This is a genomic window from Neobacillus sp. SRL179 (assembly GCF_984799095.1).
Genome location: NZ_OZ481792.1, coordinates 4,435,205 through 4,447,793 on the forward strand (window position 1 = coordinate 4,435,205; position 12,589 = coordinate 4,447,793).

At 42.7% G+C, this 12,589-nt stretch carries 14 protein-coding genes; 5 read left to right on the plus strand and 9 right to left on the minus strand.

The window, feature by feature from the left end; all coding sequences use genetic code 11:
* Positions 1 to 22: 22 nt before the first annotated feature.
* From AC4E8C_RS21780 to AC4E8C_RS21820, 9 genes are all read right to left on the minus strand, one after another.
* Positions 23 to 850, minus strand: coding sequence for a PTS system mannose/fructose/sorbose family transporter subunit IID (locus AC4E8C_RS21780; RefSeq protein ID WP_490208723.1), 828 nt, complete (start codon positions 848 to 850; stop codon positions 23 to 25).
* Positions 834 to 1,610, minus strand: a complete 777-nt coding sequence (locus AC4E8C_RS21785) for a PTS mannose/fructose/sorbose/N-acetylgalactosamine transporter subunit IIC (RefSeq protein WP_490208724.1) — start codon at positions 1,608 to 1,610, stop codon at positions 834 to 836. Before AC4E8C_RS21785 ends, AC4E8C_RS21780 begins: the two co-directional genes overlap by 17 nt.
* Before the next feature lie 18 nt (positions 1,611 to 1,628).
* A complete protein-coding gene (locus tag AC4E8C_RS21790) occupies positions 1,629 to 2,114 on the minus strand; it encodes a PTS sugar transporter subunit IIB (RefSeq protein WP_490208725.1) in 486 nt (161 codons plus the stop codon).
* Between the two features lie 15 nt (positions 2,115 to 2,129).
* Positions 2,130 to 2,555, minus strand: a complete 426-nt coding sequence (locus tag AC4E8C_RS21795) for a PTS sugar transporter subunit IIA (protein WP_490208726.1) — start codon at positions 2,553 to 2,555, stop codon at positions 2,130 to 2,132.
* A 191-nt stretch (positions 2,556 to 2,746) separates the two neighbouring features.
* Positions 2,747 to 3,820 (minus strand): SIS domain-containing protein, encoded by a 1,074-nt coding sequence (locus AC4E8C_RS21800; RefSeq protein ID WP_490208727.1) that lies wholly within the window; start codon positions 3,818 to 3,820, stop codon positions 2,747 to 2,749.
* 223 nt (positions 3,821 to 4,043) lie between these two features.
* Positions 4,044 to 5,003, minus strand: a complete 960-nt coding sequence (gene pfkA / locus AC4E8C_RS21805) for a 6-phosphofructokinase (RefSeq protein ID WP_490212626.1) — start codon at positions 5,001 to 5,003, stop codon at positions 4,044 to 4,046.
* Between the two features lie 184 nt (positions 5,004 to 5,187).
* Positions 5,188 to 6,159, minus strand: a complete 972-nt coding sequence (locus tag AC4E8C_RS21810; RefSeq protein WP_490208728.1) for a carbohydrate kinase family protein — start codon at positions 6,157 to 6,159, stop codon at positions 5,188 to 5,190.
* Between the two features lie 22 nt (positions 6,160 to 6,181).
* Complete coding sequence (locus AC4E8C_RS21815) at positions 6,182 to 6,613, minus strand: secondary thiamine-phosphate synthase enzyme YjbQ (RefSeq protein ID WP_490208729.1); 432 nt, start codon at positions 6,611 to 6,613, stop codon at positions 6,182 to 6,184.
* 5 nt (positions 6,614 to 6,618) lie between these two features.
* A complete protein-coding gene (locus AC4E8C_RS21820; protein WP_490208730.1) occupies positions 6,619 to 7,467 on the minus strand; it encodes an amidohydrolase family protein in 849 nt (282 codons plus the stop codon).
* 319 nt (positions 7,468 to 7,786) lie between these two features.
* On the opposite strand from AC4E8C_RS21820, the gene AC4E8C_RS21825 reads away from it, so the two are divergent.
* The 5 genes from AC4E8C_RS21825 to AC4E8C_RS21845 all read left to right on the plus strand — a co-directional run bounded on the left by AC4E8C_RS21825 (position 7,787) and on the right by AC4E8C_RS21845 (position 12,564).
* Positions 7,787 to 8,617, plus strand: coding sequence for a sugar phosphate isomerase/epimerase family protein (locus tag AC4E8C_RS21825; RefSeq protein WP_490208731.1), 831 nt, complete (start codon positions 7,787 to 7,789; stop codon positions 8,615 to 8,617).
* A 62-nt stretch (positions 8,618 to 8,679) separates the two neighbouring features.
* Positions 8,680 to 9,912, plus strand: a complete 1,233-nt coding sequence (locus tag AC4E8C_RS21830) for an ABC transporter substrate-binding protein (protein WP_490208732.1) — start codon at positions 8,680 to 8,682, stop codon at positions 9,910 to 9,912.
* Positions 9,913 to 9,987: 75 nt separating this feature from the next.
* Positions 9,988 to 10,941: a carbohydrate ABC transporter permease gene (locus AC4E8C_RS21835; protein WP_490208733.1), complete on the plus strand. Its 954-nt coding sequence runs from the start codon at positions 9,988 to 9,990 to the stop codon at positions 10,939 to 10,941.
* 19 nt (positions 10,942 to 10,960) lie between these two features.
* Entirely contained in the window at positions 10,961 to 11,779 is an 819-nt protein-coding gene (locus AC4E8C_RS21840) for a carbohydrate ABC transporter permease (protein WP_490208734.1), read from the plus strand.
* Positions 11,780 to 11,826: 47 nt separating this feature from the next.
* Positions 11,827 to 12,564 (plus strand): GntR family transcriptional regulator, encoded by a 738-nt coding sequence (locus tag AC4E8C_RS21845; protein ID WP_490208735.1) that lies wholly within the window; start codon positions 11,827 to 11,829, stop codon positions 12,562 to 12,564.
* Positions 12,565 to 12,589 lie beyond the last annotated feature (25 nt).

Consider the following 12,589-nt stretch of genomic DNA (forward strand, 5'->3'; position numbering starts at 1 on the left):
GCCTCCTAGATATTTCTAAACTTTATACAAGGAATCCAGCCCAAGCACCGATAATGCCAAGAACAAAAATGCCCGTTAAGATATAAGTCACCTTCACACCTTTTTTCAACAGCCAATAAACGATTACAACCGCTAGGAGCGATAACATTCCTGGTACGATATTATCAATAATTTGCTGTACCTTTTGGGCATCATCGCCCTTTCCTATCTTCCCCCCTACATGCAGCGTAACCATACTGGCCGTCATCCCGCCAATCACCATCAAACCAAGAATGGAGGCAGCATAGGTAAGGTTGGACATGAGACCGGACTTCTCAATATTTTGTAATAATTTCGTACCAAACTTATATCCGCCGAATGTACAAAGATATCGAATGATATAATGCGGAATATTGAATAATAAAACAAATAACAGCGGTCCCAAGATACTGCCTTTAAGGGCCAAGGCTGTCCCCACACCGGTGGCTAAAACCCTTAAGGTTCCCCAGAAAAACGAATCGCCGATCCCTGCAATTGGTCCCATTAACGCTGTTTTAATATTACTGATGGAAGTAGCGTCAAAATCCTTGTTATTGGCGTTCTTTTCTTCCATCGAGGCTGTAATCCCCAGAATGAGAGTGGCAAGATAAGGAGTGGTATTAAAGAATTCCAGATGTCTTTTTGCTGCTGCTGCACGGTCTTCTTTCTTCTTATAGAGCTTATTGATCACCGGAAGCATGGAAAAGGCAAAGCCCATATGCTGCTGACGCTCAAAATTCCATGACCATTCCATTGCCAGCGAGCGCCAAAAAACACTGCGTAAATCCTTTTTTGTCAGCTTCGATTCAAGCTCTTCAGAAATCTTCGTCATCTGCCGCAACCTCCTTAAAATGTGCTCCTCTAAATTTATTGTCAATCGAGACAAGAATGTAAGCGAGAATACCGGCGAAAATCGCAATTCCTAATACAGGAACTTGTAAATAGGCAAAGAGTGCAAATCCAAGCAGAAGGTATACCACAAACTCTTTTTTCAAAATCATTTGCAGCAACAATCCAAATCCTAATGCCGGCAAGATTCCTGTTGCAATGGTGATGCCGGTTTGCACAAAGGTTGGAATATGGTTTAAAAGTGATTCCATTGCCGGGCTGCCCAGATAGAAAGCGATACCGACCAGAATTCCCCTCGGGATACTCTTAATCACGATCCCTCCGATAATATGCATGCGGGCGATTCCCTTTAAATCGCCTTCCTCAGCGTACCGGTCAGCTTTACGGGCAAACATCGGCAATACAAAAATGGTAAGCAAATTATCAAGAATCAAGAATAAGGCCGCAATCGGGAAGGCAAGGGCTAAAGCCACATCTGGTCCTTTGCCGGTGGCAATGGCGAACGCTGTTCCCAAGATACCTCCAGACACTGTATCAGGCGGACGAGCCGCTCCGATGGTAAACGCCCCGATAAATGCTAGCTCAAGCGTAGCACCCATAATAATACCGGTCTTAAGATCACCCATTACCAAACCAACTAAAACCCCGGCTACAATCGGGCGTGATAATAGATTTGTTCCCAAACACCATTCAAATACTACCAGCATTGTTACAAGTGCGATGAGGATGGATTGTAGTAACATAGTTTTCCTCTCCCAGTTCTATTTTTTTATACCATTGAGAACATTTTTTGCATTTATTTTCTTGTCAGTTGGCACTTGCCGAATTTCTACTTCTACATTTGCATCTATCAATTTGTGCAACAACTCTTCTTCATACGGTAAAATATTGATGGTCTGCGAAATCGCCCTGGTTCCCTCCTTTGCCTTTACTCCGCCTAAGTTAATCGAGGTAATGTCCTCCACTGCCGTTGCCAATTTATATCCATCTTCAATCGAGCCAACCACGATAAACAATTTATATTTATCCGTGACCCCGCTAAGAATGGAATCAATGGAGTCTTGGATATTTTTGATCACGAGTCTGACACCGTGAGGTTTTGCTAACTTTAAGGTCGTTTTATGAATTTCATCGTTTACCACATCATCATTGGCAATAAGAATGCAATCTGCGCCAAGGGTATTGGTCCAAGAAAAAGCAACTTGCCCGTGTAATAATCGATGGTCCACTCGTAATAATTTAATCATTTCCAATCCCTGCCTCTAAAAATTTTCCTCTTCTAATGATTGCGCTAACATAATGAGTTCATTACAGTACTGGATAGAAGAACAGCCCTTGACAAGTGCATCTTTCAACCATGTTTTAGTATCCAGGTCTTGGTTATAGCTGCTTACCAATTCAATCAATAATGGTAAATTCAAACCTGACACCAGATGAATACGTTCATCAGAAAGGTGTTTCATAAATTCATTGTTTACGCTTCCACCAAAAATATCAGTAATTACGATTAATTCTTCATTTGCTGGTAAGGATGCTATGACCTCCTTAACAGCCTTTTTCAAGTCAAAATTTTTATCTACATATGCACAAAGTGTCGAGACATTGGATTGTTCTCCCATAATGAGGGTTAATGAACCCTTGATCCCATCAGCGAAGGACCCATGACTGGCCAGCAAAAAGTGCCGCATCCCCTTTCCTCCTTTCCTGACATTTTTTTATTTGGTATTTCTATCTTTTATAGATGCAAGAAGTGTGCCAAGATAGTGCTTTCATTTTTATCCGCTTAAAAACCCTGATTCTCTGCGGTCTGCCTCTTTTGTCTTTCTACTGGGATTGACACTAATTAATCCCTCTTTGACACTAAAGGTGATGCTGTACGTTAAACCTTGCTGCCTAAAACTTTATCGAAGTCTGCAAATACGGGAACCCCAAGGTCAATGCCCCGGCCTCCACTAATTCTGTAAGATAAAATTTGGAGCGGAATGGCCAAGAGCAATGGGCTCATTAATTCACTTAGTCCCAGCCCTAAGGACAAGGTTTTCGAATCGGAATCTTCTTCTTCGGATGAAATGGTAAAGCAATGCTCCGTATATGGCAGGAAATATTGTTTTAATTTCCCTGACCGGACTGCCAGATGGCTTTTTGTATGAAGAAAAATGAATCCATACGACTCGTTCACTTCTAAAAAGGGACCGTGCATAAAGGCTTCCAATTCAAATCCTTGCGATGGGACACGGATGGTTTCGGTAAATTTTGTTTCACCCTCTTTTGCTGTACCGACTGTCGGGCCATAGCCGAGGATGGAGAAGCGTGGAATAGCATTCAGTTCCTCGGCGTGCTGCAGATAAAAACTCTCCGTTTTTTCAATAACAGACGGAATAAATTCTATTACCCTAGCAAACTCTTCGATTTCCTTTGCAGCCGCTGCCTCGGTTAATTCCTCTAATGCTATTCCTGCGGTTATGCCCATTAACATCGAGGTTAAGACCGTCGCAGTAAATCCTTTGGTTACAAAGCCGACCTTTTCAACCCCGCAGCCAATCTCGATAGCCGAATCTCCATACGCTGTAATCGGGCTATCCAGGTTTGCGGTCAAGACAGCTGTTGGAACCCGTCCCTCAGCCCTGACCTTTTTGATAGCTTCAATAGTGGAATGACTGTGCCCAGATTGGGAAACAGCAAGGATAAAATCAATACTCGGCTTTAATTTCCCATAATGAGTAAAGTTGAACGGCTCTTGTATTTCGATGGTAATCCCCGCTGCCTTTTCCATGTAATACTTAGCACTCTGCATGGCATTGGCACTGGATCCTGTGGCAAGCACCAGCCAGGTTTTGGGATTATTAGCCTCCATCAATTCCTTGAAGGGAAAAAGTTTTTCCTTATAGTTCGTTAATATTTCCTGGCATACTTCGTGTTCCTCCTGTACATAGGTCATCATCGTTTCTTTCAAAATGATCATCCTCCTTCGATTCCTGCCCTTTTATAATGCAAAAGGCGTGCCAACTTAGTGGCACGCCCAATTTTTCTTTAAAACCTTGCATGATTACTTGCCTAAGCAGGAATTACACTTAGTTTCCACAAGGTTGTTTTGACACTATATATGCTTTCTTTGACACTAAGAGTCCATGATGACGATTTTACACGCCGTTCCTGTCACTCCTGGTGCTTCCTCACTAAATGGATAACTGCTTTGCAAGCTCAATTAAGTTCCGATCAAGTTTGCGTGGTTGTTTTAGGACTTCAATAATTCCATTTTCGGTTATTTTATTATCAACAATTCCGACTGCCAGGCCGCTTTTTCCTTCAATCAGTAACTCTACTGCCCTAGCGCCCAATATGCTGGCAAGTGTGCGATCCCGTGCGGTAGGCTTACCCCCTCGTTGAATATGGCCAAGGACTGAGACGCGAGAATGAAAATCGTCTAGTTGGTTTAATTGCTCCGAAACGTCGTACGCAGAACCAGTTCCCTCTGCGACAATAATGATACTATGCTTTTTTCCACGTTCCCTTCCCTTATTCAAGCGATCAGCAATTTCCTTGATGTCATAAGGTTCTTCCGGAATCAGAATGGCTTCTGCCCCGCCTGCCAACCCTGTCCATAAGGCAACGTCTCCGGCATTTCTCCCCATGACCTCTACAATAAATGTCCGTTCATGGCTTGATGCGGTATCCCGCAGTTTGTCAAGGCAATCAAGAATGGTATTGATTGCCGTATCAAAACCAATGGTAAAGTCTGTCCCAGGAATATCGTTGTCAATTGTTCCAGGCAGCCCGATAGCAGGAAACCCTCTTTTTGTAAGGGCCTCAGCACCACGATAGGAGCCGTCCCCACCAATAACGACCAGCGCTTCAATTCCTAATTTCTCTAACTGGTAAATGGCTCTTAATTGATTCTCTTCCTCTGAAAATTCCGGGAAGCGCGCAGAATATAGTAATGTACCTCCCCGCTGCAAATAATCGCCGACATCGCCCAATTCAAATTTCTTCATGTCTCCTTCAACGAGCCCCAGGAAGCCCCTTTTTACACCGTAAACCTCTAAACCCTCATAAATTCCTTTTCTCACTACTGCCCGAATGGCCGCATTCATTCCTGGAGAATCGCCGCCGCTTGTTAAAACTGCAATTTTTTTTATCATAGAAAGTCGTCCCCTAATCCATTTATTTTTTTCGTAAGGGCTTTCCACCTTAGTTACCTGTGGTAAATTACCTATGGTAATAAAATATCATGACAGGTAATTAGAAATCAATTGTTTTCTCAGGCCTTTTCCACAAAAAGAAAAAGCGATCACTAGGTGACGGCTTTTTCTTTTTAGAGATTTAGACTGTTATACTTTTTACCAATGAAAAAACTTCCTCATTTAGTGGATACCGCCTGCCGCCTTCCCTAGATATATAGAGAGAGGATGCAGCATTTCCAAAGGCCATGCACTTTTCAATATCCCAGCCCTTTGTAAAACCATAGAGAAATCCGCCATTAAAGACATCTCCTGCGCCCACTGTATCATAAACCTCTGTTGGAAAAGCAGGCACCCAAACCCCTCTCCCTTCATGCAGTGCATAACTACCTCTTCCACCACACTTGATAATAACTAGCTTCGGACCATAGTTTACTAGAGTTTGGGCTGCCGCCTCAATCGTGGTTTCCCCCGATATAACTAAGGCTTCATCAGAGTTTGGTAGAAAGATTGAGGTCTCGCCCAACAGCTTATGCAGTCCAGCAATGGTTGAAGGCTGCCAATTATTCGGGTCCCAACCGGTATCAAGCAGGGTCAACTTACCTTCATCTCTTGCCCTTTGGAAGATGGATACCGCTCCATCCATGGTAAAGGATGGAAGGCAAAATAGTCCCACAAGGCATAAGACTCCACAAGATGAGAGACTAGACCAATACCTTTCTACAAGTTTTTCATCATATTCCCCCAAACAAGAGAAATCCGAAATAAATGACCGCTCCCCATCGTCACGTACAAAGCCAACAGTAATCCCGGTCGTCCCACCTTTTGATACTTTGACCGAAGAAAGTTCCACTCCAGCTGCTTCCAATTCACTCGTAATCAGCCTGCCAAATTGATCATTGCCCACGTTTCCTACTACAACAGGCGGCAGACCCAGATAACCCAAGGCTAGTGCCAAATAACCTGCCTGACCTGATGCCACTACTGTATAGTTCTTCCCCGACCTTTCGTGTCCCCAATCAGGGATAGCATTAACCCCGCGTATAATCAGGTCAATGTTTAGATTACCGGTAACAGCGATCTTTAAGTCCTTTCCTGATAGCACCTTTGACACGTGGATCCCCCCTTATTCCTATTTATTCACCCATTATGTGGATCATAATTTCTCGATAAAGGGGGCCATCCAGCTCCACTAAATAGATTGTTTGACGTCCGCCTCTTACCATCTTTCCATTATCGATTGGAAAAGCAGTCTGCATTCCCAGCAGGGCTCCTCTAAGGTGGGAAGGAGCATTAACCGCCATTTGCCCGTCTGAGTGAAGAAAACGTGCGTGACGATAATTCTGTCCTGCTGGGACAAGCCGGAAAAGCATTTCTGAGATATCATCCTCTAAATCCTCGAGTCCTTCGTTAACCGTAATCGCAGTAGTAGTATGCTTTGTTGTAACATAAACGACACCCGATACTATACCGGAGGATTCAGCCGTTGTTCTTACCAAATCTGTAATATCAATAAATTCAGTATCCTTCGTAGTTTGAACACCAATAGTTTTAAGGATGGACTTCATACCTTTTACCCCTCCAATTTCAATAGTCTTACTGCATTGTCATGAAATATTTTCTTTTCAAGGCTTTTCCTGAACCCAAGTTCTTTAACAGCCCCAACTACTCGTTTTGGATCAACACGGGGATAGTTGGAACCGAATAGGACTTGTTGATGCAAGCTTCGATCAAATGTTTCAAGGCCAATCTCCTTCTCGACTACATGACGAAGGGATTCGGGCGGAGTACCGCTAAACAAAATAGATGTGTCTAGATAGACGTTCCGAAATTTAAGGGCGAGCATTAATGCTTCTGTCACCCAAGGCCAGCCAAAATGAGCAATAATGATTTTCAGGTTTGGAAAGCGATGGATGATTCTTTCCAACAGGATTGGCCGGGCTAATTCGGCTCTGCCGATTGGTGACCAGCTCATCCCACAATGGAGGAGGACAGGTATATCTAACTCCTCACATAATTGGAATAATGGATTAATATATTCCTCATCGTGCAAGTCAAATCCTTGCAGAGATGGATCTAATTTTAAACCGCGAAGACCATAACCCTTTACTGCCTTTTCAAGATCCTTAAGGGCATCAGGGTGGCGGGGGTCTACTGATGCAAAGCCAATAAAGCGGTTACTTTTTTCTATTAAGTCAACTATTTGCTCATTAGAAACAACTTTGCAGCCGTGTGTGGTCGTACAATCGACCGGCAGCAGCACGGCTTGATCAATCCCTGCTTCGTCCAATTGGTGGATAAATGTTTCCAGCGGCTGCGGCGAGACATAGAAACCAAAGACATCGCGTACGGCTCGAGTTAGGTTTGGGTCCCCATCATATAAGTCGGCAACCTGAACCGGGTGAGTGTGAATATCAATCATGAATTTTCTCTCCTTTAGCGGACGCTGGCCGCGTAATATTTTTATAGAGGAAGTACCCCCTTGGGAAAAAACTAGGTCTGGGTGAAGGATCTAACTATGTAGAAAGAGTAAAAAGAAGCGTTTGATTCAAAAAGATATTTTTGTTTGACTAAGCAATCTAATTATTATCACTCCCTTAATTTTAATTTTCAGAAAATTCTTGACGAACTATCTTTGCGGGAATTATAATTTGTTATAACCTGTTATAACATTTGAAAGGGGGAATCGTCAATTTATTTTTTTGAAATTTTAAAATATTCAAAATAGGAGGAGGCTTTTTATGTCGACTATTTCACTTTCTCAATTTGCAGGTATGAATATTCATTACCGAATGTATTCTCTGGATTATTTTTTGGACTCCATGGTACGCTTTGGCATTCAAAATGTTGAGCTGTATGGCGGGTCTCCGCATTTATATTCCGAAACTGCTACCACGGAGCAGATCAAGACAATTCGAAGGTCGATAGAGTCGCGCAATCTGAAACTTGTATGTTATACACCGGAACAAATTACGTATCCATTTAATATTGCTGCAGTCGATAACGATCTTCGGAAGCAGAGTCTTCAATACTTTTTGCGGAATATTGAAATTACAGCCGAATTGGGAACTGATTTAATGCTAGTAAACTCGGGATGGGGTGATTATGGAAGACCTATGGAAGAGGCGTGGAATCGTTCCCGTGAAGGACTGGGGATTTTATCAGAGAAGGCCGGCAAGCTGGGAGTAACACTACTTCTTGAGCCGCTGCAACCCTTTGAAACCAACCTCATTACCAACCTTAAACTCCTCAAGAAAATGCTTGAAGAGATTGATTCCCCGCATATGACCGGGATGATTGATACGGTGGCGATGGCCGTTGCCGGGGATACCATCACAGATTACTTCGAGGCCTTTGGCAATGTGAAACATATCCATTTGATTGATGGCAGTCCATCCGGGCATAAAGCCTGGGGATTGGGGAATTTACCCTTAGATTCCTACCTGGAAGAATTAGTCCAAACCGGATATACCAATTATCTTACCGTCGAACTTGCTGACCCTGCTTATTTGCCTGACCCTGACTCCGCCTTTCTTCAGGCATTGAATACGCTAAAACAAAAATTACAATAAACTGAGACCGAAATAGACGTTGAATGGAATTAAAATTCATGATAACCAGGAGGTTGTTAAATTTGAAAAGGGCTTTGTCGATTCCTATTCTACTTGTAATGATTCTAGCGATGATGTTGGCAGGGTGCTCGAGCAGCACTTCTACGAAAGAGAATAAAGATGGTGTGGTAACTTTAAAACTAGTAAACTACTACGCAGGCTGGCAAGCCGACCTGCTTACTTCATCAATTAATAAATTTATGAAGGCTCATCCAAAGATTAAAATTGAGCAAATCAATGTACCGTATTCCTCTTTTATGCCGAAAATCGAACAGCAGATAGCCACTAAATCCTTACCGGATATTTTATTGATGGATAATACAGACGTCCCAAAATTAGCAGCAACAGGGGCTCTTGAACCATTCGATAATCTGGGAGAAGTCCCAACAGATAAATATTTAGAAGCCCCGCTCTCGACAGGGTTGTATAAAGACAAAGTCTACGCCCTTCCAAGTGGCATTAATACTTTATCTTTAATTTACAACAAAAAGATGTTTGAAGAAGCAGGGATTGAACCTCCTTCGACTTGGGATGAAGTAATGGCAGCTGCTAAAAAGTTTAATAGCGAAAAGGTTCACGGGATTATCTTCTCGGCAATGAATAACGAGGAAGGTTCCTGGCAGTTCCTGCCTATTCTTTGGTCTAACGGCGGCGACTTTGATAGTCTTGACTCTCCAAAATCAGTGGAGGCGCTTGAATTTTGGGTAAGCCTTGTAAAAGAAGGGGTGGCTCCAAAGTCAGTACTGAATTGGTCGCAGGATGACACCGTCCAGCAATTTATTGATGGCAAAGCTGCTATGCTGATTGGGGGCTCATGGGAAACACCTGCACTGAATAATACAAAAGGGTTTGAATATGGGCAGGTCCCAATGCCGACAAAAGAAAAAGGGATGACAGTGATTGGACCACTTGGCGGAGAAGCGTGGGCCATTCCGTCAAGTTCAAAGGAAAAAATGGATGCTTCATGGACCTTTGTAAACTGGATCCAAGGTCATGACCAGCAGATAAAACTAAATGTAGATATGGGCCAGCTATCAGGCTTAAGTTCAGCAACCGACCAAATTGTGCAGGACGTGCCATATTTACAGATCTATGCCGACCTGATCAAAACTGGACGTGCACGATCTGCTTATGGTCCAACCTATCCACAGAAATCAAAAGCACTTTGGACGGCCATTCAATCAGCTATGACTAATCTGCAAACTCCTAAAGAAGCGTTGGAAGAAGCCCAGAAAACGGTTAAGCAAATTAAATAAAGGGTATTAGGGAGGGCTGGATAGCAAAAGCTTTCCTGCCCTCGTACTGATTTTATGGATGAAGGAAGGGGTACTATGGCTTATTCCGATAAGGAATTAAACATGTCTCATATGAAAGGAAACATTCACATGTCCCATGGGATAGGGAAAATTAACAAACGTAAAATATTGCGTTTTTCATTCCTTCTGCCAGCAATCATTTACATAGCATTCGTCTATGTATTGCCAATTGCCTACAATTTACTAATCAGCTTTCAAAACTACTCATTATCAACCATGGTTCGTGGTAATGCAGTTTTTATCGGGTTCAAGAATTATAGTGATGTTTTGAGTAATCCTGTTATGGGTAATACGATCCGCAATACTGCCCTATTTGTATTTTGGTCCATATTAGTACAATTTTCCTGTGGACTTGGACTTGCGCTTTATTTCAACCGCCGTTTCCCGTTAAGCGGATGGATTCGCACCCTTCTTCTATTACCATGGCTGCTGCCGCTGGTCGTCGCTGCAACAGCGTTCCGCTGGATATTAAGTCAAACAAATGGTGTATTGAATGAAATATTGCTATCACTTCATCTCATTCAAGAGCCTGTCGGCTGGCTGGTTACACCGGGGCTGGCATTGATATCCATCATTATGGTGAATATTTGGGCAGGGATCCCATTTAATTTTGTTTTATTATACAGCGGTCTGCAGGAAATACCAAAAGATTACTATGAGGCTGCTAAAATTGATGGGGCTACTCCACTTCAAATATTTTTTAAAATCACATTACCTAGTCTTCGCACAACAATTGGCATTGTTCTAATGCTTGGCTTTATCTATACCATGCAGGTATTCGACCTTGTCTTAGGCTTAACCGGAGGCGGACCAGCAAATTCATCCCAAATCCTTTCGACATTCTCGTACACGCTTTCGTTTACAGATTCTAATTACGGACAAGGGGCTGCTGTCGGTAACATCATGATGGTTGTTATGCTTCTCTTCTCATTGATTTACTTGAGGTATGGCACGAAGGAAAATGATTAGGCGAGGGGAATGAATGAAAATGAAACGAATAAAAAAGGTTTTATTAACAGTCGGTGGGATTATTCTGATGTTCATCATGATTTTTCCACTATATTGGACATTGAAGTCAGCATTGGAAACAGATCAACAAATATTTGCCTCCCCCCCATCATTTATCCCGACAACGCCAACACTCGATGCATTTAGGGAAGCATTGACTTTGCAAGGGCCGAATATACTGACTAGTATTATCATCGCATGTGGAACTGTCATTTTATCTTTATTGATTTCTGCACCTGCAGGATATGCCTTGGCAAAATTTAAGTTTCGCTCTTCCAAGGCCATGCTGTTTAGTGTACTCATGACCCAAATGGTCCCTAGCGTCATTTTAGCCAATGCCTTATACGTTATTTTTCATAAGTTGAATCTGACGAATAATTATCTAGGAATTATTTTGGCTGACTGTTCATTATCCATCCCGTTTAATATTCTTGTATTGCGGACCTTTATGGCAAAAATTCCTGCAGAAATCATCGAAGCTGCGGGTATAGATGGAGCAGGTGAGTGGAAAGTTTTCTTCCGTATCATCCTTCCGGTTTCCAAGTCTGCCCTCATTACAGCTGGGCTTTTTTCTTTCTTGTTTGCCTGGGGGGACTTTTTATTTGCCTTGACCATCATGACAGACAGTGCCATGCAGCCTGTAACGGTTTCGATTTATACGTTTATGGGCGTGTTCACATCTGATTGGAATAAGGTTATGGCAACCGCCGTACTTGCATCTATTCCTGCTGCCGTCCTGCTCATATTTGCACAGCGTTATATTGCAGCTGGTATGACAAACGGCGCAGTCAAAGGGTGATATGGTATAATTTATGAATGAAGTATTTTGGGTAAGGGAGAAATAAAATGATAAACGCAAACTCGAGTATTCCGCTTTATCAGCAGTTAGGCAGCCTGCTCCGTGAACAAATCCGCAGCGGTGAATTAAAAGCAGGCGACCGGATTCCATCAGAAGCAGAATTGGGGAAAATCTATGGAATCAGCCGGATCACCATACGCCAAGCTTTAGCAGACTTAGAAACGGATGGCCTGGTAGAGAAAATCCCTGGTAAAGGAACTTTTATAAAGGATTCCTTCAAGATTAAGGGGCTCTCAAGGCTTTCTGGTTTCAATGAAGTAACAGCAGCAGCAGGGCTGGAAGCCGGCTATCGAATTATTGAAATCAATCCTGAGGCCGTATCAGAAGAGGCAAGAGCGATTCTTCATCTTAATGACCCTACGATATTTTTACTTAAAAGGGGGCTGCTTGCTTCTGGAAAACCAGTTGGAATGCATACTTCATTCATTCCGAATTGGTTAGTCAAAGAAGCCCCTGAATCATTTACGAGCAATGTGCTAGCTCACTCTTCCCTACATGCAACAATTGAAAAAACGGGCGTCATGCTGTACCGGGCTGAAGAAATAATAGAACCATCTAAAGCCAGCAAAGAAAATGCTGAAATCCTGGGTATCAATAAAGATGATCTAACTCTCACGGTGAAAAGGACCATATTTGATTCAGTTGGACGTCCGGTGCTTTATGAGATTGACCATTATAGAAATGATAACTACACCTACAGTATCGAGATATACCGTAACCGGTAAAAGCGTACCAAGTCCTTTTAGTCAG

Excerpts from the sequence above, each read along its gene's own strand:
- AC4E8C_RS21780 (WP_490208723.1), bottom strand. The coding sequence starts at position 850 with ATGACGAAGATTTCTGAAGAGCTTGAATCGAAGCTGACAAAAAAGGAT.
- AC4E8C_RS21785 (WP_490208724.1), bottom strand. The coding sequence starts at position 1,610 with ATGTTACTACAATCCATCCTCATCGCACTTGTAACAATGCTGGTAGTA.
- AC4E8C_RS21790 (WP_490208725.1), bottom strand. The coding sequence starts at position 2,114 with ATGATTAAATTATTACGAGTGGACCATCGATTATTACACGGGCAAGTT.
- AC4E8C_RS21795 (WP_490208726.1), bottom strand. The coding sequence starts at position 2,555 with ATGCGGCACTTTTTGCTGGCCAGTCATGGGTCCTTCGCTGATGGGATC.
- AC4E8C_RS21815 (WP_490208729.1), bottom strand. The coding sequence starts at position 6,613 with ATGAAGTCCATCCTTAAAACTATTGGTGTTCAAACTACGAAGGATACT.
- AC4E8C_RS21820 (WP_490208730.1), bottom strand. The coding sequence starts at position 7,467 with ATGATTGATATTCACACTCACCCGGTTCAGGTTGCCGACTTATATGAT.
- AC4E8C_RS21825 (WP_490208731.1), top strand. The coding sequence starts at position 7,787 with ATGTCGACTATTTCACTTTCTCAATTTGCAGGTATGAATATTCATTAC.
- AC4E8C_RS21835 (WP_490208733.1), top strand. The coding sequence starts at position 9,988 with ATGGCTTATTCCGATAAGGAATTAAACATGTCTCATATGAAAGGAAAC.
- AC4E8C_RS21840 (WP_490208734.1), top strand. The coding sequence starts at position 10,961 with ATGAAACGAATAAAAAAGGTTTTATTAACAGTCGGTGGGATTATTCTG.
- AC4E8C_RS21845 (WP_490208735.1), top strand. The coding sequence starts at position 11,827 with ATGATAAACGCAAACTCGAGTATTCCGCTTTATCAGCAGTTAGGCAGC.